15 protein-coding genes are annotated in these 20,379 nt (G+C 74.5%); 6 read left to right on the top strand and 9 right to left on the bottom strand.

Going from position 1 to position 20,379, the window contains the following annotated elements; genetic code table 11:
* Positions 1 to 25: 25 nt before the first annotated feature.
* Positions 26 to 409 (bottom strand): cold-shock protein, encoded by a 384-nt coding sequence (locus tag ACUN9U_RS12350; protein ID WP_445485289.1) that lies wholly within the window; start codon positions 407 to 409, stop codon positions 26 to 28.
* Positions 410 to 560: 151 nt separating this feature from the next.
* Between ACUN9U_RS12350 and ACUN9U_RS12345 the strand changes: the two genes are divergently transcribed.
* The 3 genes from ACUN9U_RS12345 (at position 561) to ACUN9U_RS12335 (ending at position 5,534) form a co-directional block, all read left to right on the top strand.
* Entirely contained in the window at positions 561 to 2,975 is a 2,415-nt protein-coding gene (locus tag ACUN9U_RS12345) for a helicase-associated domain-containing protein (RefSeq protein WP_445485288.1), read from the top strand.
* A gap of 164 nt (positions 2,976 to 3,139) precedes the next feature.
* Positions 3,140 to 3,829: a hypothetical protein gene (locus ACUN9U_RS12340; RefSeq protein WP_445485287.1), complete on the top strand. Its 690-nt coding sequence runs from the start codon at positions 3,140 to 3,142 to the stop codon at positions 3,827 to 3,829.
* Between the two features lie 43 nt (positions 3,830 to 3,872).
* Positions 3,873 to 5,534, top strand: a complete 1,662-nt coding sequence (locus ACUN9U_RS12335) for a DNA repair helicase XPB (protein ID WP_445485286.1) — start codon at positions 3,873 to 3,875, stop codon at positions 5,532 to 5,534.
* A gap of 22 nt (positions 5,535 to 5,556) precedes the next feature.
* Here ACUN9U_RS12335 and ACUN9U_RS12330 read toward each other — a convergent pair whose 3' ends face one another.
* A complete protein-coding gene (locus ACUN9U_RS12330; protein WP_445485339.1) occupies positions 5,557 to 5,994 on the bottom strand; it encodes a TFIIB-type zinc ribbon-containing protein in 438 nt (145 codons plus the stop codon).
* A gap of 219 nt (positions 5,995 to 6,213) precedes the next feature.
* Here ACUN9U_RS12330 and ACUN9U_RS12325 point away from each other — a divergent pair, with 219 nt between their 5' ends.
* Positions 6,214 to 8,088, top strand: a complete 1,875-nt coding sequence (locus tag ACUN9U_RS12325) for a thiamine pyrophosphate-requiring protein (protein ID WP_445485285.1) — start codon at positions 6,214 to 6,216, stop codon at positions 8,086 to 8,088.
* Positions 8,089 to 8,213: 125 nt separating this feature from the next.
* A complete protein-coding gene (locus ACUN9U_RS12320; protein ID WP_445485284.1) occupies positions 8,214 to 9,752 on the top strand; it encodes a S1C family serine protease in 1,539 nt (512 codons plus the stop codon).
* A 74-nt stretch (positions 9,753 to 9,826) separates the two neighbouring features.
* On the opposite strand, the gene ACUN9U_RS12315 is transcribed toward ACUN9U_RS12320, so the two are convergent.
* The 7 genes from ACUN9U_RS12315 to ACUN9U_RS12285 form a co-directional block, all read right to left on the bottom strand.
* Positions 9,827 to 12,217, bottom strand: coding sequence for a beta-xylosidase/alpha-l-arabinosidase (locus ACUN9U_RS12315; protein ID WP_445485283.1), 2,391 nt, complete (start codon positions 12,215 to 12,217; stop codon positions 9,827 to 9,829).
* Positions 12,218 to 12,301: 84 nt separating this feature from the next.
* Positions 12,302 to 13,444 carry a Gfo/Idh/MocA family protein gene (locus ACUN9U_RS12310; RefSeq protein ID WP_445485282.1) on the bottom strand — a complete coding sequence of 381 codons (1,143 nt, stop codon included), beginning with the start codon at positions 13,442 to 13,444 and terminating at the stop codon, positions 12,302 to 12,304.
* Positions 13,441 to 14,175, bottom strand: coding sequence for a ThuA domain-containing protein (locus ACUN9U_RS12305; protein ID WP_445485281.1), 735 nt, complete (start codon positions 14,173 to 14,175; stop codon positions 13,441 to 13,443). The genes ACUN9U_RS12310 and ACUN9U_RS12305 overlap by 4 nt, the downstream gene beginning before the upstream one ends.
* Positions 14,176 to 14,185: 10 nt before the next feature.
* Positions 14,186 to 14,983 carry a carbohydrate ABC transporter permease gene (locus ACUN9U_RS12300; protein WP_445485338.1) on the bottom strand — a complete coding sequence of 266 codons (798 nt, stop codon included), beginning with the start codon at positions 14,981 to 14,983 and terminating at the stop codon, positions 14,186 to 14,188.
* A gap of 139 nt (positions 14,984 to 15,122) precedes the next feature.
* The gene (locus ACUN9U_RS12295; RefSeq protein ID WP_445485280.1) at positions 15,123 to 16,076 is read right to left on the bottom strand and encodes a carbohydrate ABC transporter permease; all 954 of its coding nucleotides are present in this window, start codon (positions 16,074 to 16,076) and stop codon (positions 15,123 to 15,125) included.
* A 70-nt stretch (positions 16,077 to 16,146) separates the two neighbouring features.
* The gene (locus ACUN9U_RS12290) at positions 16,147 to 17,493 is read right to left on the bottom strand and encodes an extracellular solute-binding protein (protein ID WP_445485279.1); all 1,347 of its coding nucleotides are present in this window, start codon (positions 17,491 to 17,493) and stop codon (positions 16,147 to 16,149) included.
* 112 nt (positions 17,494 to 17,605) lie between these two features.
* Positions 17,606 to 18,916 (bottom strand): extracellular solute-binding protein, encoded by a 1,311-nt coding sequence (locus ACUN9U_RS12285; RefSeq protein WP_445485337.1) that lies wholly within the window; start codon positions 18,914 to 18,916, stop codon positions 17,606 to 17,608.
* A gap of 392 nt (positions 18,917 to 19,308) precedes the next feature.
* Between ACUN9U_RS12285 and ACUN9U_RS12280 the strand changes: the two genes are divergently transcribed.
* Positions 19,309 to 20,379 carry a LacI family DNA-binding transcriptional regulator gene (locus tag ACUN9U_RS12280; protein WP_445485278.1) on the top strand — a complete coding sequence of 357 codons (1,071 nt, stop codon included), beginning with the start codon at positions 19,309 to 19,311 and terminating at the stop codon, positions 20,377 to 20,379.

The raw sequence follows: 20,379 nt of genomic DNA, 5'->3' as shown, positions 1-20,379 counted from the left end.
TCCTCCGGACCTGGTCGGGGGGTGGTCAGGCGTCGAGGTCGTCCGCGACCTTGCGCAGGACGGCGGCGACCTTGCCGGTGCTGGACCTGTCGGGGTAGCGGCCGCGGCGCAGCTGGCCGGAGAGCCCCTCGAGCACCTTGATGAGGTCCTCGACGATGCCGACCATGTCCTCGGCCGGCTTGCGGTGCGCGGCGACGACGGAGTGGGTGGGCTCCAGCACCTTCACGGACAGCGCCTGCTTGCCCCGCCGCCCGTCGGCCACGCCGAACTCGAGGCGGGCGCCCTGCTTGACGGTGGGCGTGCCCGCGGGCAGCGCGGAGGCGTGCAGGAACACCTCCTCGCCGTCGTCGGTGGCGAGGAAGCCGAAGCCGCGCTCGGCGTCGAACCACTTGACCTTGCCAGTGGGCACGGTGGGACCTCAGGACTCTCGTGTCGGTGGGTGGAGCCGGCCAGCGGCCGGCGGTGTGCTCGCGCCGCGCCGCTGCGGCCCGGTCAGCAAGCCTACCGGGGCGGTCAACGCCGTTCCGCGGGCGCGCCTTCCCGGCGCGTACGGTGTCCCGGTGCCGGCCCCCCGCTCCCTGGCCGACGACCTGCGCTCCCGCGACGACGAGGCGCTCACCGACCTGCTGGTGGGCCGCCCCGACCTCGCCGCCCCGGTCCCCGGTGACACCGCCTCCCTGGCCGCCCGCGCCAGCACGCGGGTGAGCACCCAGCGCGCCGTCGACAGGCTCACCACCCCCCAGCTGCAGGTGCTGGAGGCGCTGGTGGCGCTGGCCGGGCCGAGCGCGCAGCCGGTGGCGCTGCCCGCCCTGGTGCGCGCCTGCGCGGCGCCCCGGGCCAGGGTGCTGCCGCACCTGCGGCGCCTGGTCGCGCTGGCGCTGGTGTGGGGGCCTGACGGCGCGCTGCGGCCGGTGCGCACCGCCGCCGACGTGCTCGGGCCCACCCCGGCGGGCCTGGGCGCCACCCTGCGCGAGGCGCTGGGCACCCGCTCGCCCGCGCGGGTCCGCGAGCTCGCGGAGGACCTCGGGGTGGCGCCGGCCGGTGACCCGGTGGCCGACCTCGACGCCGTCGCGGCCCTCCTGTCCGACCCCGACCGCCTGCGCGCGCTGCTCGAGGGCGCGCCGCCGGCCTCGCGCGAGCTGCTCGACAGGCTCACCTGGGGGCCGCCGACCGGCGCCGTCGCGGGCGCCGACAGGGCCGTGCGCACCGCCGAGGCGGGCACGCCGCTGGAGTGGCTGCTGGCCCGGGGGATGCTCGCCGCTGCCGGCCCCGGGCACGTGGTGCTGCCGCGGGAGGTGGCCGTGGCGCTGCGCGGCGGCGCGGTCCTGGCGCGCCTGGACGACGAGCCGCCGCCGCTGGCGCCCGCGGCCGGCGCCCCGGCGCCGACCGCTGCCGCGGCGCGCCGGCCCTCCCTGGTCGACGGCGCCGCGGCGGGCCAGGCGGCCGAGGCGGCGCGGCTGGTGGAGTCGCTGCTGACCGCCTGGAGCGCGGCGCCGCCGCCGGTGCTGCGCGCCGGCGGCCTGGGGGTGCGCGAGCTCAAGCGCCTCGCCGACCGCCTGGAGGTCGACGGGGAGCAGGCGGCGTTCTGGGCCGAGCTGGCGCGCGCCGCCGGCCTGGTCGGCGACGACGGGGAGGCCGACGCCGCGTGGGCGCCGACCCCCGCCTCCGACGAGTGGCTGGAGCTGGCGGTGCCGGCGCGCTGGGCCGTGCTGGCGGGGGCGTGGCTGCGCACCTCGCGCGTGCCCGGCCTGGTGGGCGAGAAGGACGCGCGCGGCGCCGCGCGGACGGCCCTGTCCGACGACCTGGACCGGACCTCGGCGGCGCCGGTGCGCCGCGCGGTGCTGGAGGCCCTGGCGACCCTGGAGCCGGGCTCCGCCGCGGCGGAGGAGGCGCTGCTGGAGCGGGTGCGCTGGCAGGCGCCCCGCCGGGCGGGCGCGCTGGCACCCCGGCTGGTCGGCTGGGCGCTGCGCGAGGGCGCCTGGCTGGGGGTGCTCGGGCTGGGTGCCCTGGCCGAGCACGGCCGGGCGCTGCTCGACACCCCCGGCTCCGCCGCCGGCGACCCGGCCGGAGTGCTGGCCGGGCTGCTGCCCGCGCCGGTGGAGCAGGTGCTGCTGCAGGCCGACCTGACCGCGGTGGCGCCGGGGCCCCTGGTGAGACCCGTGGCCGTGGAGCTGGCTCTGGTGGCCGACGTCGACTCCCGCGGCGGCGCCACCGTCTACCGGTTCACGCCGGCCTCGGTGCGCCGGGCGATGGACGTCGGCCGCTCCGCGGAGGACGTGCTCGCCTTCCTTCGGGACGCGTCGGCCACGCCGGTGCCGCAGGCGCTGGAGGTGCTGGTGCGCGACGTCGCGCGCCGCCACGGCCGCCTGCGGGTGGGTGTGGCGTCCTCCTACCTGCGCAGCGACGACGAGGCCGCCCTCGCCGAGGTGCTCACCGCCCGCGCCGCCGCGCCGCTGAGGCTGCGCCGGCTGGCGCCCACGGTGGCCGCGGCCCAGGCCGACCCCGCCACCGTGCTGGAGGTGCTGCGCGCGATGGGCCTGGCGCCCGCGGTGGAGGGCGGCGACGGCGACGTCGTGGTCCGCGCCCCGGCCGCCCGGCGCACCCCCCAGCGCCAGGTGCCGCGCCCCGTGACGGGAGAGCCGCCGGCGCCGAGCGCCGCGCAGGTCGCCGCTGTCGTCGCGGGCCTGCGGACGGGCGACACCGAGGCGGTGCGCCGCGCCGCCGAGGCCGACGAGCGGGGCGAGCCGCCGGCGCTGACCGCCACCGACCCGGCCTCGGCCCTGGCGGCGCTGCGCGACGCCGCCTCGGCCGGTCGCGCGGTGTGGGTGGGGATGTCGGACGCCGCGGGGCGGCTGACGGTGCGCCAGCTCTCCCCGGTGGCGGTGGACGGCGGCCTGGTGACGGCGCTCGACGCGGAGTCGGGCCAGGTGCGCACGATGTCGGTGCACCGCATCAGCGGGGTTGCGCTCGCCTGACCGCAGCACCAGGCCCGCCCGCAGCGTCAGGTCCAGGAGGCCGTGCGCGGCCTCCTGGGCCTGACGGTTCCGTGTGACCTGACACTGCGGCGCCTGCGTGACCGGGTCGGACCGGGGGTCCGCGGCTACCGTGGGAGGACCGCTCCACCTCGGGAAGGACGCTCGTGACGCAGGACCCGCACCGCTCCTCGTGGGACGCCCCGGACGGCGAGCAGCCGGTCGAGCCGTCAGCGGGCAGCACGCAGCCGCAGGTGTCCGAGCACCCCACCACCCACCGGGACGAGCCGGCTCCCGGCGGGTGGGCCCAGCCCGCAGGCGGCGGTGCCTCCGCGCCCCAGCCGCCGCACGGCCAGCCCCCCTACGGCCAGCCCCCCTACGGCCAGCCCTCCTACGGCCAGCCCCCCTACGGGCAGGCGCCGGCCCCCGGGTACCCGCAGCCCCCGCAGGGCTCCCACGCCGCCCCCGGGCCCATGACGCCGGGGTACGGCCAGGTTCCCGGCCAGGGGTACGGCTACGGCCAGGGCTACGCCGGGGTGCCCGCCTCCTCGGCCCCCCGGCACCCGGTCTCCCCCAGCAGCGTGGTGCTGCTGGTGCTGAGCGGGCTGCTCGCGCTCGTCCTCTCCTGGACGGTCGTCGGCCTGGCCTACGCCGCGCCCGCGGTGCTCGGGATCGTCGCCCTGACGCGCGCCGGCACGGACCCGGCCGGCGCACGCCGGCTGACCCGCACCGGGTGGGTGGTCTTCGCCGTGCTCACCGCGCTGGTCGTCCTGGTCCTGGTGGGCGTGTTCGCCCTCTTCGCCTGGGCGGGGTTCGGCACCGGCGGCCCGGGCGTCCCCGGCGGGGTGTCCGTCTGAGGCGCCCGGGAAGCGCCGCGGGCCCCGCGGCGTTGGCCCTGCGGTGACCGACGGCCCCCTCATCGTCCAGAGCGACAAGACGCTCCTGCTCGAGGTCGACCACCCGGCCTCCCCCGCCGCCCGCAAGGCCATCGCGCCGTTCGCGGAGCTGGAGCGGGCCCCCGAGCACGTGCACACCTACCGCATCACCCCGCTCGGCCTGTGGAACGCGCGCGCCGCAGGCCACGACGCCGAGCAGGTCGTCGACGCGCTCATCGAGCACTCGCGCTACCCGGTGCCGCACGCGCTGCTCGTCGACGTCGCCGAGACGATGGACCGCTACGGCCGCCTGCGCCTGGAGAAGGACGGCGACCGCCTCGTCCTGCACGCCACCGACGTGCCGGTGCTCGAGGAGGTGCTGCGCTCCAAGAAGGTCGCGCCCCTGGTCGGGGAGCGCCTCGACCGGGAGTCCGTGCTCGTGCACCCCTCCGAGCGCGGCAACCTCAAGCAGGTGCTGCTCAAGCTCGGCTGGCCCGCCGAGGACCTCGCCGGCTACGTCGACGGCGAGGCGCACCCGATCGAGCTGGCCGAGGACGGCTGGCACGTCAGGCCGTACCAGCAGCAGGCCGTCGACGGCTTCTGGGACGGCGGCTCCGGCGTCGTCGTCCTGCCCTGCGGGGCCGGCAAGACGATCGTCGGCGCGGGGGCGATGGCCAAGGCGAAGGCGACCACGCTGGTGCTCGTCACCAACACGGTCTCCGCGCGGCAGTGGCGCAGCGAGCTGCTCAAGCGCACGAGCCTCACCGAGGACGAGATTGGCGAGTACACGGGCTCCAAGAAGGAGGTCCGTCCGGTCACCATCGCCACCTACCAGGTGCTGACGACCAAGCGGAAGGGCGTCTACCCGCACCTGGAGCTGCTCGACGCCCGCGACTGGGGCCTGGTGGTCTACGACGAGGTGCACCTGCTCCCGGCGCCGATCTTCCGGATGACGGCCGACCTGCAGGCCCGCCGGCGGCTCGGGCTGACCGCGACGCTGGTGCGCGAGGACGGCCGCGAGGGCGAGGTGTTCTCCCTCATCGGGCCCAAGCGCTTCGACGCGCCGTGGAAGGACATCGAGGCGCAGGGCTGGATCGCCCCGGCCGACTGCGTCGAGGTCCGCGTGACGCTCCCCGACGGCGAGCGCCTCGCCTACGCCACCGCGGAGCCGGAGGAGAAGTACCGGCTGTGCGCCACGTCGAGCTCCAAGACGCGCGTGGTGGAGCGCCTGGTGCGCTCCCACCCCGGTGAGCAGACGCTGGTGATCGGGCAGTACCTCGACCAGCTGGGCGAGATCGGCGACCACCTGGACGCGCCCGTCATCACCGGCGAGACGACAGTGGCCGAGCGGCAGCGCCTCTTCGACGCCTTCCGCGCCGGGGAGCTGCACGTGCTCGTGGTCTCCAAGGTCGCCAACTTCTCCATCGACCTGCCGGAGGCCTCGCTCGCGGTGCAGGTGTCGGGCTCCTTCGGCTCGCGCCAGGAGGAGGCCCAGCGCCTGGGCCGGCTGCTGCGGCCCAAGGCCGACGGCCGCACGGCCCGCTTCTACACGGTGGTGGCGCGCGACACGGTCGACGCCGACTTCGCCGCCCACCGCCAGCGCTTCCTGGCGGAGCAGGGCTACGCGTACTCGATCGTCGACGCCGACGACCTCCCCCAGACCGGCACCACCACCGCCGGCGCCTGAGCGCGCCGGCGGCGGTGCCGCCTCAGCCGAGCAGCTGGTCGAGGAACGACTTCTTCCGCTTGCCGCCGTACTGCGACGAGGAGCTCGAGGACGACGACGACCGCGCCGCGCTGACCTGCTTGAACACCTCGCTCGCGAGCCTGCCGAGGTCGGACCCCGATGAGCCGCCGGCCTGCGGGGCCGCCTGGGCGCTGGAGCCGGTGCGCTGCTGCGCGTCGTGCGAGGCGCCGCCGGTCGCCCCGTAGGCGGGCTGGGAGTAGCTGGGCGCCTGTTGCCCGTACGGCTGGCCCTGCGGCTGCTGCGGCTGCACCGGCTGCTGGTGCTGGGGCGCCGAGGGCCTGTCGTCGTAGTACGCGGCCTCCGCGTCGACCAGGCGCTCCAGCTCACCGCGGTCCAGGAAGATCCCGCGGCACTCGGTGCACTGGTCGATCGTGACGCCGTTGCGCTCGTAGCTGCGCATGGCGCCGTGGCACTTCGGGCAGGTCAGCGTCGGCGACGTCGGCGTGCTCATGCCTCGGTCAACGGGCACGGCCCCCGGGGCGTTCCCCCGTCGTCGTCCTCCTCTCGATCCGCAACCGAGCGCTCCGCTGCGGTTCGGCCCCTCTCCGGAACAGCAACCGGGCGCTCGGCTGCGACGCAGAGGGTGATCGAGATGGCACGGGGTGGGTAGGGGCCACCCGTGACGCAGACCCGCCCGCAGCAGAGCACCGGCCAGTGGGCCGAGGTCCCGGAGCCGACGACCGTCGGCGAGCACGTGGTCGAGCGCCTGGCGCGCTGGGGCGTGCGCCGCTACTACGGCTACCCCGGTGACGGCGTCGGCGGGGTCATGGCCGGCATCAGCCGCGCCCGCCGCGCCGGCGCGGCCCAGCTGGTGCAGGTCCGGCACGAGGAGACCGCCGCCTTCGCGGCCGTCGCGGACGTCAAGTACGGGGGCTCCCCCATCGGCGCGTGCGTCGTCACGAGCGGCCCGGGCGCCCTCCACGCCCTGAACGGGCTCTACGACGGCAAGCTCGACAGGGTTCCCGTGGTCGCGCTGGTCGGGCAGTCCGCGACGCCGGCCCTGGGCACGAGCTTCTACCAGGAGGTGGACGCGAAGGCGCTGTTCGAGGACGTCGCCGACTACGTCATCCAGCTGTCCTCCCCCGAGCAGGTCGTCCACGCCGTCGACCAGGCCTGCCGCACGGCGCTGGCCCACCGCACGGTGTGCGCGGTCATCGTCCCCAGCGACCTCGGCAGCGCCGACGCCGTCCTGGAGACCCCCTTCGCGCACGGCTACAGCCACACCTCCAGCGTGCCCAGCACCGACCCGGGCGCCCCGCCGCAGGCGGCGCTGCGGGAGGCGGCCGCCGTCCTCAACGCCGGCGAGCGCGTCGCGGTCCTCGCGGGCGTGGGGGCGGCCGGCGCCACCGCCGAGCTGACCGCCGTCGCGGACGTCCTGGGCGCCGGCGTGGCCAAGGCGCTGCTCGGCAAGCACGTCCTCGACGACCGGCTGCCGTGGGTCACCGGGGCCATCGGCCTGCTCGGCACCCGCGCGAGCTACGAGCTCATGCAGCACTGCGACACGCTGCTCGTGGTCGGCTCGACGATGCCGTACGGCGAGCACTACCCGCCGCCCGGCCAGGCCCGCAGCGTGCAGGTCGACCTCGACGGCGCCAAGTGCGGCCTGCGCACGCCGACCGAGGTGAACCTCGTCGGCGACGCCGCGGAGACCCTCGCCGCGCTGCTGCCCCTGCTGCGCCCGCGCGGCGACGGCGCCTGGCGCGAGCGCATCGCCACCTGGAAGGCCGACGACGACGCGCTGCGCGAGGCGCGCTGCGCGGCCGCCGCCGAGCCGGTCAACCCGGAGGCCGTCGTGCGGGGCCTGCAGCCGCACCTGCCGGACGACGCCCTGCTCGCCGTCGACTGCGGCACGGCCACCGCGTGGTACGCCCGCGACGTCGACCTGCGCCCCGGCCAGTTCGGGTCGCTGTCGGGCCTGCTGCTGAGCATGGGCGGCGCGCTGCCGTACGCGCTGGCGGCCAAGACCGCGCACCCGGGTCGCCCGGTCATCGCGCTGGTGGGCGACGGCGCGATGCAGATGAACGGCGTCAACGAGCTCATCACCGTCGCGAGCCAGTGGCAGAGCTGGGACGACCCGCGCCTGGCGGTCCTGGTGCTCAACAACCGCGACCTGAGCTTCGAGACGTGGGAGGTGCGCGCCGAGCTGGGCGAGGTGCCCGACCCGGTCTCGCAGTCGCTGCCCGACGTGCCGTACGCGCAGTGGGCGCAGCTGCTCGGCCTCGGCGGGGTCCGGGTGGAGCGCCCCGAGGACGTCGACGCCGCGTGGGCGGCGGCGCTGGCCGCGGACCGGCCCTTCGTCATCGACGCGGTGGTCGACCCGGCCACGCCCATCATCCCGCCGCACGTGTCGAGCGAGCAGGCTCTGCAGACCGTCAAGAGCGGCCTGCGCAGCGCGCTGCACGGCGACCGGGAGGTCCCCGGGCTGGTCAGGCAGGGCCTGCGGCAGGTCGTGGCCCCTGTCATCTCGGCGGTGAGGCACCGCACGGAGCGCTGACCGGTCGCCGTCCCAGCGGTGACGCAGCTCCCAGAGAGCTTCCAGCAACCGTCCACGGTGCGTGCAGCCCCGACCTGTTCTCTACTACCAGAACGCCCCGGTCCACTCCTGACGGAGAGAAGACGATGAGCCACGACACCCACTCCCCCGGTCCCGGCGCACCCGGCGGCCAGAACCCGTCCTGGGCGCCGCCGGGCGAGGGCTGGGTGGGCAGCGGGCACACCGGTCCGCAGCCGGCGCGCGACCCCTACCGCCCCGTCCCCACCGCGCCCCAGGCCGCGCAGGAGGGCCAGCACCCGCGCGCCTTCGGAGGCGGTCCCGGGCACGGCGGGCACCGCTTCGGCGGCCAGGGCACCGCGACGGCTCCGCACCCGGGCGCCGGGGGCGGCTCGCCGTGGTACGGCACCCCCGCCAGCGACCCCGACGGGGGCGGCGGGCACGGCACCGGCGGCGCCTCCCGCGGCTCCCGCGGCCGTCGCGGCCCGGGGTGGGGCGGCGTGGTGGCGGTGGCGGCCCTCGCGGCGCTCATCGCCGGCGGCGGCGCCTTCGGCCTGGCCAAGGCCACCGACCAGACGGCGGCCCCCGCGTCGGCGTCGAGCACCGTGGACGGCTCCTCGGGCTCCGGCGGTGCGGCCAGCTCCGGCGGCACCGCGGGGCAGGCCGTCCCGATCGGGCAGAGCGTCGACTGGGGCACGGTGGCGAAGGCCGTCGAGCCGAGCGTCGTGACCATCCAGGTCTCCGACGGCCAGCGCGGCGGTGAGGGCACCGGCGTGGTGTTCGACACCGAGGGCCACGTGGTGACCAACAACCACGTCGCCACCGCGGCCACCGGCAGCGGCGCCCAGATCAGGATCATCCTGTCCGACGGCCGCGTGTACCAGGGGGAGATCGCCGGCACCGACCCCTCCACCGACCTGGCGGTGATCCAGATCCAGGACCCGCCGAGCGACCTCAAGCCGGCGACCTTCGGCGACTCCAGCCAGGCCGCGGTCGGGCAGGGCGTCATGGCGATCGGCAACCCGCTGGGCCTGCAGGACACGGTGACCACCGGCATCATCTCGGCCACCGACCGCCCGGTGACCACGCAGGCCAGCGAGTCCCAGCAGCCCGACCCCTTCGGCTTCAACCAGCAGCAGCAGTCCGACAGCACCGTGGTGACCAACGCGCTGCAGACCGATGCCGCGATCAACCCCGGCAACTCCGGCGGCCCGCTGGTCGACGCGCGCGGCCAGGTGATCGGCATCAACTCCTCCATCGCCTCCACCTCCGACGGCTCGGGCCAGGCGGGCAGCATCGGCCTGGGCTTCGCGATCCCCGGCAACGAGGTGAAGCGGGTGGCCACCGAGCTCATCCAGACCGGCACGGCCGAGCACGCGCGCCTCGGGGTGAGCATGACCAGCGAGAGCAGCATCGCCACCGTCGACGGCACCAGCCGCCAGGCGGCGGAGGTGGCGCAGGTCGTCTCCGGGGGCGCGGCGGCCAGCGCCGGCATCCAGCAGGGCGACTTCATCACCGCCGTCGACGACAGGCCGGTCACCAGCGCCGAGTCGCTGACCGCGCAGGTCCGCAGCCGCGCCCCGGGCGACACCGTGACCCTGACGGTGGTCCGCGGCGGCCAGGAGCAGGACGTCCAGGTCCAGCTGGGCAGCGACAGCGACGGCTGACGCCTGCGGCGCGCACGCAGGAGGCCCGCAGCCCCGGTGGGGGTGCGGGCCTCCTGCGTCGCTGCTGCCGTCCGTCAGGCGAGCGGCTCGAAGGCGGTGAGCACCGCGCGCCGGTCGGCCGTGGTGACCGGGTGCGCGTCGCCGACCAGCTCCACGTCCGCGGTGAGCTCGACGTGCTCGGCGTCCGGGCCGACGCGCAGCTGCACCGCTCCGGGCTCCACGACGCGCACGCCGCGGCGGTCGGTCAGGGCCAGCCTGCGGGTGGGGACGTCGAGCAGCACGCGCACGGACTCCCCCGGCTCCAGGTGCACGCGGGCGTGCGCCAGCAGCTGGGTCACCGGGCGGGTCACCGAGGCCACGGGGTCGTGCCCGTACAGCTGCACGACGTCGGCGCCGGCCCGCTCCCCGGTGTTGGTGACCACCACCGAGGCGACGACCGACCCGCCGGTGGGGACCTCAGCGGACTCCACCTGCAGGTCCGAGCGCTCGAAGGTGGTGTAGGACAGGCCGTGCCCGAAGGGGCGGACCGGCTCGGTGGCGATGTTGGACACCGAGGAGGCGCCCCCCAGGACCGGGTGCAGGTAGCTGTACGGCTGGGCCCCGACCGAGCGGGGCAGGGTCACCGGCAGGCGGCCGGAGGGGTTGACCCGCCCGGAGAGCACCCCGGCGAGGGCGCCGGCGCCCTCCTGGCCGGGGAAGAACGCCTGCACCACCGCGGAGCACCGCTCCAGGGCGCTCGCCACGGCGTAGGGCCTGCCGGTGAGGAGCACGAGCACCACCGGGGTGCCCTCGGCCACGCCGTCCAGCACCGCGTCGAGCAGCTGCTGCTGCACGCCGGGCAGGTCCAGAGACTCCGCGTCGCAGCCCTCCCCGCTGGTCCCGCGCCCGAACAGCCCCGCCCGGTCGCCCAGGACGACGACGACGGCGTCCGCTCCGCGGGCCGCCTCGACGGCCTCGCCGAAGCCGGAGGTGTCCTCGGTGTCGACGTCGCAGCCGCGGGCGTGCACGACCTCGGCCCCGGCGTACTCGGCGCGCAGGGCGGTGAGCAGCGGGTCCACGGTCAGGCGCATCGGCGTGCCCGGGTGCTGCGCGAGCACGTGGTTGGCGAAGGAGTAGCAGCCGAACAGCGCGGACGGGTCGTCGGCGTTGGGGCCGACCACGGCCAGGCGCCGGGCCGCCGTCGGCGCCAGCGGCAGCGCGCCGTCGTTGGACAGCAGCACCACGGACTCCTCGGCGAGCCGGCGCGCCAGGTCGCGGTGGGCGGGCGGGTCGAGGTCGATGGCCTCGACGTCCCCGTCGCCGGCCGGACCGAGCCCCGCCGCGGGGTCCCAGCCCGGGTCGAGCAGGCCGAGGGCGGCCTTCTGGGTCAGCACGCGCCGCAGCGCCCTGTCGACCAGGTCCTGCGGCACCGCGCCGCCCCGGACCGCCTCGGCCAGCGCCAGGTAGGCCACGCCGGTGGGCAGCTCCACGTCGATGCCGGCCTCGAGGGCCTGCGCCCCGGCGTCGGCGACGTCGGCGGCCACGCCGTGCAGCGTCTGGAGGAAGGCGACGGAGAAGTAGTCGGCCACCACGGTGCCCTCGAAGCCCCACCGCTCGCGCAGCAGCTCGGTGAGCAGCGAGGCGTCGGCGGCCACGGGCACGCCGTCGACCTCGGCGTAGCTGTTCATCACCGAGCCCACGCGGCCGTCGAGCAGGGCCATCTCGAAGGGCACGAGCAGGTCGGCGACCTCGCGCGGACCGGCGTGCACGGGAGCGAGGTTGCGGCCGGCCCGGCTGTTGGAGTACCCGACGAAGTGCTTGAGGGTGGCGACGACGCCGGCGGACTGGACCCCCCGCACGTACGCCGTCGCCACCTCGCCCACCAGGTGGGGGTCCTCGCTCACGCACTCCTCGACGCGCCCCCAGCGCGCGTCGCGGACCACGTCGAGGACCGGCGCCAGCCCCTGGTGGACGCCGAGGGAGCGCATCGAGGCGCCGATGGCGGCGCCGACCTGCTCCACGAGACCTTCGTCGAAGCTCGCGCCCCAGCTCAGGGGCGCGGGGAACGTCGTGGCGCCCCAGGCCGCCAGGCCGGTGAGGCACTCCTCGTGCACGAGCGCCGGGACGCCGTGGCGGGAGTGCTCCTGCAGCCAGCGCTGCTTGGCCACGAGGCCCTTGGCGCCCTCGACGGCGTCGACGGGCGTGGTGCCGAAGACGCGCGTGAGCTGGCCGAGGCCGCGCTGGGCGTACCCCTCGAGGCTGTCGGGGGCGTCCCCCTGCATGGCGTCGGCCATGGGGGCGACGTCGCCGCCCTCCCCCGTGCCGCCCCGGCCCTCCCACAGCCCCACCAGCTGGAAGAGCTTCTCCTCGACGCTCATCGCGGCGAGGAGCTCCTCCACGCGCGCGGCGCGCTCGGGGCTCAGCGGTGCCGACGGGTCGACGTCGGCCACGGCCGGCGCGGGTCGTGCGGGAAGGTCCGTGCTCACGATCAGCTCTCCAAGATCCCCGTGATCATGGGCGTCCGCCACCCTCGCGGTGGCGAACGCCCATGATCACGGTGGTGGGGGGTGTCAGGCGGTCTGCGCCGGCAGGTCGACGAGGCCGGCCACGGGCTCGGGCCGCTCGCACGTGGTGGTCACGTCGACGGGGGCGCCGCCGGCGTGCGCGGACGCCAGCACCTGCTCCATGACGTCGAGCACGTGCAGCGCCACCTCGCCCGACGCGCGGTGGGCGGTGCCGGCGGCCAGCGCCAGGCCCAGGTCGGCCAGGCCCTCGCCGCGCCCCGCGCCGACGTAGCCGGCGCTGGGCTCCAGCTGCTCCCACTGCGCGCGGCCCCACTCGTCCAGCCCGGCGACGTCGGGGCTGCAGAGCTCGACGGCCCCCTCGAAGTAGTTGGGGTCCGGCACCGACAGCGAGCCCTTCGGGCCGTGCACCTCGAGGCGGGGGGCCCGCGAGCCCCACACGTCGAAGCTCATCACCACGGTGGTCAGCGCGCCGTCGCGGTGCTGCAGCAGCCCGGTGACGTGGCTGGGCGTGGTGACGGGGAACTCCAGGCCCGCCTTGGGGCCGCTGGCCACCGTCCGGGTGGAGCGGGGCGCCGACGCGAGGCCGGTCACGCGGACCACCGGCCCGAGCAGGTGCACCAGGGACGTCATGTAGTACGGCCCCATGTCGAGCAGCGGGCCACCGCCGGGGGCGTAGTAGAACTCCGGCGAGGGGTGCCACAGCTCGTGCCCGGGCGCCACGAACGTCGCGGTGGCGGCGTGCGGGGTGCCGATGAGCCCGGACTCGACGGCGGCGCGCGCCGTCTGCACCCCGGTGCCCAGCACGGTGTCGGGCGCGCAGCCGACGCGCACGCCGGCCGCGGCGGCGGCCTCGAGCACCGTCCGCCCCTCGGCCGTCGTCGCCGCCAGCGGCTTCTCGCCGTAGACGTGCTTGCCGGCGGCGATGGCGGCCAGCGCCACCTCGGCGTGGGCCGCGGGGATGGTGAGGTTGAGGACGACGTCGACGTCGTCGGCCTCCAGCAGCTCCTGCAGCGGCAGCGCCCGCGCGCCGTCGTGCTGGGCGGCCAGCGCCTCGGCGCGGGCGGTGTCGAGGTCGGCCACGGCCACCAGCGCGAGCTGCGGCAGGCGGGACAGGTTGTGGCTGTACTGCTCGCTGATCTTGCCGGCGCCGACGACGCCGACGCGCAGCGGCTGCTCGAGGTGGCTCATCGGGCGGTCTCCTCAGCGACGTCGAGCGAGCGTCCCGCCCACAGCAGGCCGCGCTCCACGAGGGTGCGGACGTTGCGGTCCTGCAGCACGTCGACGCGGTGGCCCGGGGTGGCCACGAACACGCGGCCCTCGCCCCAGGCGCGGGTCCACACCGCGGGGCAGGTGATCGGCCGGTGCCAGGGCTCCCAGGCGCGGGTGTCCGTGGTGGTGGTGGCCAGGACGTCGTTGAGGTCGTCCGAGAGGATCCAGTACTGCTCGGTGACCAGCTCGAAGTCGTCCAGCCCGGCGGTGATCGGGTGCTCACGGCCGGCGGCGGTCAGCTCCACGCGGTGGGGGACGTAGTTGTCCTCCATCTCGCCCGTGCGCTCGGCCGGCGGGTGCAGCGCGGCGTGCGTGGCGAACTGCCCGCCCACCAGCTGCAGGTAGTCCGAGCTGTTGCGGAAGGAGTCGGCGATGCCGCCGTGCCAGCCCGCGAAGCCGGTGCCCGCCGCGACGGCGGCCATCAGGCCCTTCAGCGCGTCGGGCTCGATGGTCGACATCGTGATGCTCTGCACCACGAGGTCGAGCCCGGCCATGTAGTCGGACTCCGCGTAGGCCGCCGGGCCCTCCTCGACGCGGACGTCGAAGCCGTGCTCGCGCAGGAACGGGATGAACAGCTCGGTCGCCTCGACGGGCTGGTGCCCGTCCCAGCCGCCGCGGGTGACGAGGGCGCGCTTGGTGGTGCTGGTCAAGGGGTGGTGCTCACTTTCCGAAGCCGGCGGTGAGGCCGGAGACGAGCTGACGACGGCCCACGACGTAGAAGGCGAGGATCGGCAGCGTCGACAGGACGACCGCCGCGAGGACCGCGGGGACGTTGACGGAGTACTGGCCCTGGAAGGTCCACAGCGCGAGCGGCAGCACGCGCAGGTCCGGGCTCTGGGTCAGCACGAGGGGCAGCAGGAAGCCGTTCCAGACCTGCAGGCCGGTGTAGATGGAGACCGTGGCGACGGCGGGACGGGTCAGCGGGAAGGCCAGGCGCCAGGCGGTGCCCCACTCGCTGGTGCCGTCCAGGCGCATCGACTCGAACAGCTCGTTCGGCACGTCGCGGATGAAGTTGGACAGCACCAGCACCGCCAGCGGGATGGAGAACGCGATGCTGGGCAGGATCAGCGCCGTCAGGGAGTCGTACAGCGACAGCCTGATGATCAGCAGGTACACGGGGATGATCGTCGCCTGCAGCGGGATCGCCAGGCCCATGAGCAGGAAGGCGTTGGTGTAGCGCAGGAAGCGCCCCGAGCCGCGGACGATGGCGAAGGCCGCCATGAAGGAGATCAGGACGGCGGGGATGACCGTGCCCAGCGTCACGATGGCGCTGTTGAGGAAGTACATCGCGAAGTCGTTCTCGAGCACCAGCTGGTAGGCGCTCAGCGTCGGCGACGTCGAGGGCAGCAGCGGGTTGGTCGTGAAGTACTCGCTGGAGGGCTTCAGGCTGGTGATGACGATCCAGTAGATCGGCACGATGATGATCGCCAGCCACACCCAGCCGAAGATGCCCGCCATCCAGTTGGGGCGGCTGGCCCGCTGGCCGCGGCGGGGCTGGCCCACCTGGCTGCCGGAGCCCTTCGGGGCGGTGGGGGTGGTGCTGGGGTCCCCGTCGAGGGCGGGGGTCGGCGCAGAGCCCTGGCTGATGTCCGTCACGTCACATGCCTTCCATCTGGCTGCTCGTCTTGTCCTTGCCGCCGATGCGCTGCAGCAGCTGCGCCAGGCCCAGGCCGATGAGCACGATGAGGACGGCGATGACGCTCGCCGGGCCCATCTGGTTGGCGCGGAAGCCGCGCAGGTACATGTCCAGGGCCAGCACGCGGCTGGCGTCGCCGGGGCCGCCGCCGGTGAGGACGAAGATGAGGTCGAAGGACGTCATCGAGCCGACCACCATGAGGGTGGAGGAGGTGATGATCGTGTACTTGAGCTGCGGCAGGGTGATGGAGAAGAACTGCCGGACGGTGCCGGCGCCGTCGATGCTGGCGGCCTCGTACATCGTCCTGGGGATCTGCCGCACGCCGCCCTGGTAGATCAGGGAGTGGAACGGGATGTACATCCAGCTCAGCACGAAGATGATGACGAAGAGCACCAGGGTCGGGCTGCCCAGCCAGTTCTGGACCAGGATCGGGATGCCCAACGACGCGGCCAGGCCGAAGTTGGGGTCCAGGAGCGCCTTGTAGGCGATGGAGATGGCCGCGGCGCTCATGAGCAGCGGCAGGAAGTACAGCACCGCCAGGAAGGCGCGGTACTTCTGCGTCCCGGCGGTGAAGACGCCCAGCAGCAGGGCCAGCGGCGTCTGCACGGCCCAGCTGAAGATCATGATGCCGAAGGTCAGCGCCATGGCCTTCCACATCACCGGGTCCTGCAGCACCGAGACCCAGTTGCCGACGCCCAGCCAGCTGATGGCGCCGATGCCGTCCCACTGCGTGAAGCTCAGCAGCAGCACCCCGATGAGCGGGACGCCGCCGAAGGCGATGAAGAACAGCAGCGCGGGCAGCGCCATCCAGGCGACGGAGCCGGTCTTGACGCTGCGGTGCTCGCTCGGGGCGCCGCCTCTGGCGGCCCTGGCCCCTCGGGCGGGTGCGCGCGTCGTCGTCGCTGAGGCGCTCATGGGTCCTGTCCTCTCCTCGGGAGCTGGGGGCGGTCCGCGGCCGCCCCGCGAGGGGCGGCCGCGGGGAGGGTCACTGGCCCAGGGTCGCGTTCATGTTGGTGATGAACGTCTGCGGGTCGATCGAGAGCGCGAAGAGCTGCTCGATGTTGGTGAGCAGCGCCTCGGCGGTGGAGGGGCTGAGCGCCTGGTCCCAGGACTGGGTGAAGACCGCGGCCTTGGAGGCCAGCTGGAAGATGAAGTCGAGCCACTCCGGGTCCTCGGAGCTCGCCAGCTTGTCCTCGATGCCGGTGACGATCGGCACCTGGCCGTTGTCGATGTAGGCCTGGATGACGTCGTCGGTCATGATCCCGTCGGCGAAGTACGCCAGCGCGGCGTCCTTGGCCTCCTGGCTGGCCCGGGAGAAGATCGACATGTACTGGCCGGGGTTGCCGACCGCGTTGCTCGGGTCGCCCGTGCCGCCCTCGACGGTCGGGAAGGCGCCGAAGCCGAGCTTGCCGCCCGTGACGAAGTCGGGGGCGTCGTTCTTCATGGCGCCGTAGCACCACGCGCCGTGGAGCATCATCGCCGCGCGCCCGGTGTAGAGGAGGGCCTGGTCGGCGTTGCTGTCGGCCGTCACCGACTCGAAGCCGTCGACGAACCCGCCGGCGCGGACCAGGTCCTGGATCTTGGTGAGGGAGTCGACCGCCGCGGGCACCGACCAGGCGTCCGGCTGGCCGGCGGCGATGTTCTGGAACACCTCGGCGCCGCCGATGCGGTCGAAGAGGTACTCCAGCCACATCATCGAGGTCCAGCGCGACTGCCCGCCCAGGGACAGCGGCGCCACCCCGGCGTCGCGGAAGACGGGCACCAGGGCCAGCAGCTCGTCCCAGGTGGTGGGCTTCTCCGCGCCCACCTGCTGGAAGAGGTCCTCGTTGTAGTACATGACGATGGGCGTCACGGTCTCGTTGGGCAGCGCGTAGAGCTTCCCGTCGACCGTCGCCGGGCCGAAGCTGGAGGGGAAGAGCCGGTCCTTGACCGCGGCGTTCTGGTCGAACCAGCCCGTGAGGTCGTCGACCTGGCCGGCTGCCACGTAGCTCGCCAGCGTCCCGCCGCCCCACCCGTAGATGATCGTGGGGGCCTGGCCGGCGCCGATCGCCGTCTTGATCTTCGTCTTGTAGGCGTCGTTCTGGAAGAACGTCAGCCCGATCTTCTTGTCGGGGTTGGCCTCGTTGAAGGCGTTGACCGCGTTGGTGGTGATGGTCTCCGACGGCTCGCCGGACAGGTACCACTCCGTGGCCACCGCGTCCCCGCCCGAGCCGGAGCCGCCCGGTCCGGAGGTGCCGCAGGCGGAGAGGGCGTAGCCGGCGACCGGCGCCAGGGCGATCATGCTCAGGAACTGGCGGCGGGAGGCCTGGGACGTCGGGCGGGTGCTGCTCATGCCTGGGGTTCCTCCTCGGTGAGGTGCGGCGCGCTCTGCGCCGCCTCGCGCCGGGGGACGTCCGGTCTGTCGACCGCCCCCCGGCGCGGGTGTCACTGGCGTGCTGGACGGGTCACTGGCCGATCGTGGCGTTCATGTTCTGGGCGAACTGCTCGGGCGTGATGGAGAGGCTGAAGAGCTGGTCGATGTTGCTCAGCAGCGCCTCGGCCTGCGTGGGCGAGAGGGCCTGGTCCCAGGACTGCACGAAGCTGGGGGCCTCCTGGATCGCCGAGTAGGCGAACTGCAGGAAGTCCGCGTCCTCGCTCTGGGCGAGCTTGTCCTCGATGCCGGCGGCGATGCAGACCTGCCCGGACTCGACGTAGGCGTCGATGACGGGCTCGGAGAAGATGCCGTTCTCCTTGTCGGCGAAGTACTTCTTGGCGATGTCCTGCTGCTCCTGGGTGGCCTTGGAGGAGATGGACATGTACTGCGCCGGGTTGCCCGCGACGTTCTTGACGTCGCCCTTGCCGCCCTCGACGGCGGGGAAGGCGAACCAGCCCAGGTTGCCCTCGGACACGAAGTCGGCGGCGTCGTTCTTGATGCCGGAGTACACCCAGGAGCCGTGCAGCATCATGGCGGCGCGGTCGGTGTAGATCAGGGCCTGGTCGGCGTTGCTGTCGGCGGTGATCGACTCGAAGCCGGTGATGAAGCCGCCGGCCTTCACCAGGTCCTGCGTGGTCTGGAGCGCCTTGATCGCGTCGGGGTTCGACCACGCGTCGGGGGTGCCGTCGAAGATGGCCTGGAAGACCTCCGGGCCGCCGATGCGGTCGAAGAAGTACTCCAGCCACATCATCGAGGTCCAGCGGGACTGACCGGCCAGGGCGATGGGGGCGATGCCGGCGCCCTTGAAGGTGTCGACCAGCTCGAGCAGCTCGGCGTAGGTGGTGGGCGGCTGCGCGCCGACCTGGTCGAAGAGCTTCTTGTTGTAGTAGAAGAGGATCAGCGCGGCGTTCTCGTTGGGGTAGGCGTAGATCTTGCCGTCGACGGTGGCGGCGCCGAAGGTCGAGGCCAGCACGCTGTTCTTCACGTCGGGGTTCTGGTCGAACCAGTCGGTGAGGTCGAGCACCTGGTCGGCCGCCGCGTAGCTGGCCAGCGTGCCGCCGCCCCAGCTGTAGATGATGGTCGGGGCCTGGCCGGCGCCGATCGCCGTCTTGATCTTCGTCTTGTAGGCGTCGTTCTGGAAGAACGTGACCCCGATGGTCTCCTCGGGGTTGGCGTCGTTCCAGGCCTTGAGGTTGTCGCCCTTGATGGTCTCGTTGGGCTCGCCGGACAGGTACCACATCGAGGCCTTGCCGTCGCCGCCACCACCGCCGCCGCTGCCGCCGGGACCGGAGGAGCCGCACGCCGAGAGGGCGGCGCCCGCGAGGGGAGCCATGGCGAGCATCGCGAGGAAGCCGCGGCGGGAGGTGCCGCTGCCGGGGATCGGTGAAGCGTCCACGTGAACTCCGTCGTTCAGGCCGCATCGGCGCGGCGTGCTGGTGGTCGGGCGAGCGATCGAAACTTTCCGACCGTTGCGCTTGCCTGCTGGACAGTAGGAGGCGATCCCAGGGGCGTCAAGCGATTCCGACCACGCAGCAGGTGTTGGGCAGGTCACGATTCCGTCACGCTGATCGACGCCTCGATCGACACCCGAGCGGACCAGTCGATGAACGACGGCTGGCGCGGTCGCTGCCCTGCGTGAGCAGCCGACTCCTCTGCGCTGCCGAGGAGCCCTTCCACAGAGCCGAAACTTTCGGCTAACATCCGCCGACACACCAACCCGCGACGGGAGTGGGCATGAGCAGCACCACCGGCCGCGCCGAGGGCCGGATCACCATCGCCGACGTCGCGCGGCAGGCCGGCGTCTCCGTGCCCACGGTCTCCAAGGTCCTCAACGGGCGCGACGACGTGGCGCCCGACACGCGCGACCTCGTCAGCGGCGTCATCGCCAGCTCCGGCTACCGCCCCCGGCGCCGGCTGCGCGAGCAGCGCACCAGCTCCCCGCTGGTCGAGCTGGTCATCACCGACCTCGCCAGCGCCTACGCCCTGGAGGTGCTCGCCGGCGCCGAGGCCAGCGCCTCGCGCGCAGGGGCCGGCCTGGTCGTCAACGCCGCGCACGACCACGACGGCGGGGACAGGTCCTGGCTCGGCGCGCTGCGCTCCCGCCGCCCCTCCGGCGTGGTCCTGGTCATCAACCGCTTCGGCGGCGGCAGCGCGGAGGACGTCGCCTCGCTGGGCGCCCCCGTCGTCCTGCTCGACCCCGCCGGCAGCTCCGACCCCGCGCTGCCCACCGTGGGCGCCACGAACTTCGCCGGCGGCGTCACCGCCACCGAGCACCTGCTGGCCCTCGGCCACCGTCGCATCGCGACCATCACCGGAGTGCCCTTCCTGCTGTGCAGCCAGGAGCGCCTGGAGGGCTACCGCGCGGCCATGGCGCGCGCGGGGGTGCCGGTGGACGAGTCCCTCGTGCAGCAGGGCGACTTCACCGCCGCCGGCGGCCAGCGCGCCGCGACGGCGCTGCTGGACCACCCCGACCCGCCCACCGCCATCTTCGCCGGCTCCGACCTCATGGCCAGCGGCGTCTACCAGGAGGCGCGCCGCCGCGGGCTCCACGTGCCCGGCGACCTGTCGGTGGTCGGCTTCGACGACGTCTCGATGTGCCAGTACATGTCCCCGCCGCTGACCACGGTCCGCCAGCCGCTGGGCGAGATGGCCGGGGAGAGCGTGCGGATGGTGCTCGAGGAGGTCGGGGCGCGGCGCGCCGGCGCCCCGCCCCGCCCCCGCGCGGGGGCCGCCGCCGCGCACCTGCAGCTGGCCACCCGCCTGGTGGTGCGGGAGAGCACCGCTCCCCCGCACCACCGGGGCTGA

Source organism: Quadrisphaera sp. KR29, assembly GCF_052644995.1.
This window is presented reverse-complemented; position numbering and strand designations above follow the sequence as displayed.

Coding starts and splice junctions, on each gene's coding strand:
- ACUN9U_RS12330 (WP_445485339.1), bottom strand. CDS start 5,994: ATGCGCAGCTACGAGCGCAACGGCGTCACGATCGACCAGTGCACCGAG.
- ACUN9U_RS12285 (WP_445485337.1), bottom strand. CDS start 18,916: ATGCTCGCCATGGCTCCCCTCGCGGGCGCCGCCCTCTCGGCGTGCGGC.
- ACUN9U_RS12290 (WP_445485279.1), bottom strand. CDS start 17,493: ATGAGCAGCACCCGCCCGACGTCCCAGGCCTCCCGCCGCCAGTTCCTG.
- ACUN9U_RS12300 (WP_445485338.1), bottom strand. CDS start 14,983: ATGGCGGGCATCTTCGGCTGGGTGTGGCTGGCGATCATCATCGTGCCG.
- ACUN9U_RS12295 (WP_445485280.1), bottom strand. CDS start 16,076: ATGAGCGCCTCAGCGACGACGACGCGCGCACCCGCCCGAGGGGCCAGG.
- ACUN9U_RS12320 (WP_445485284.1), top strand. CDS start 8,214: ATGAGCCACGACACCCACTCCCCCGGTCCCGGCGCACCCGGCGGCCAG.
- ACUN9U_RS12280 (WP_445485278.1), top strand. CDS start 19,309: ATGAGCAGCACCACCGGCCGCGCCGAGGGCCGGATCACCATCGCCGAC.
- ACUN9U_RS12310 (WP_445485282.1), bottom strand. CDS start 13,444: ATGAGCCACCTCGAGCAGCCGCTGCGCGTCGGCGTCGTCGGCGCCGGC.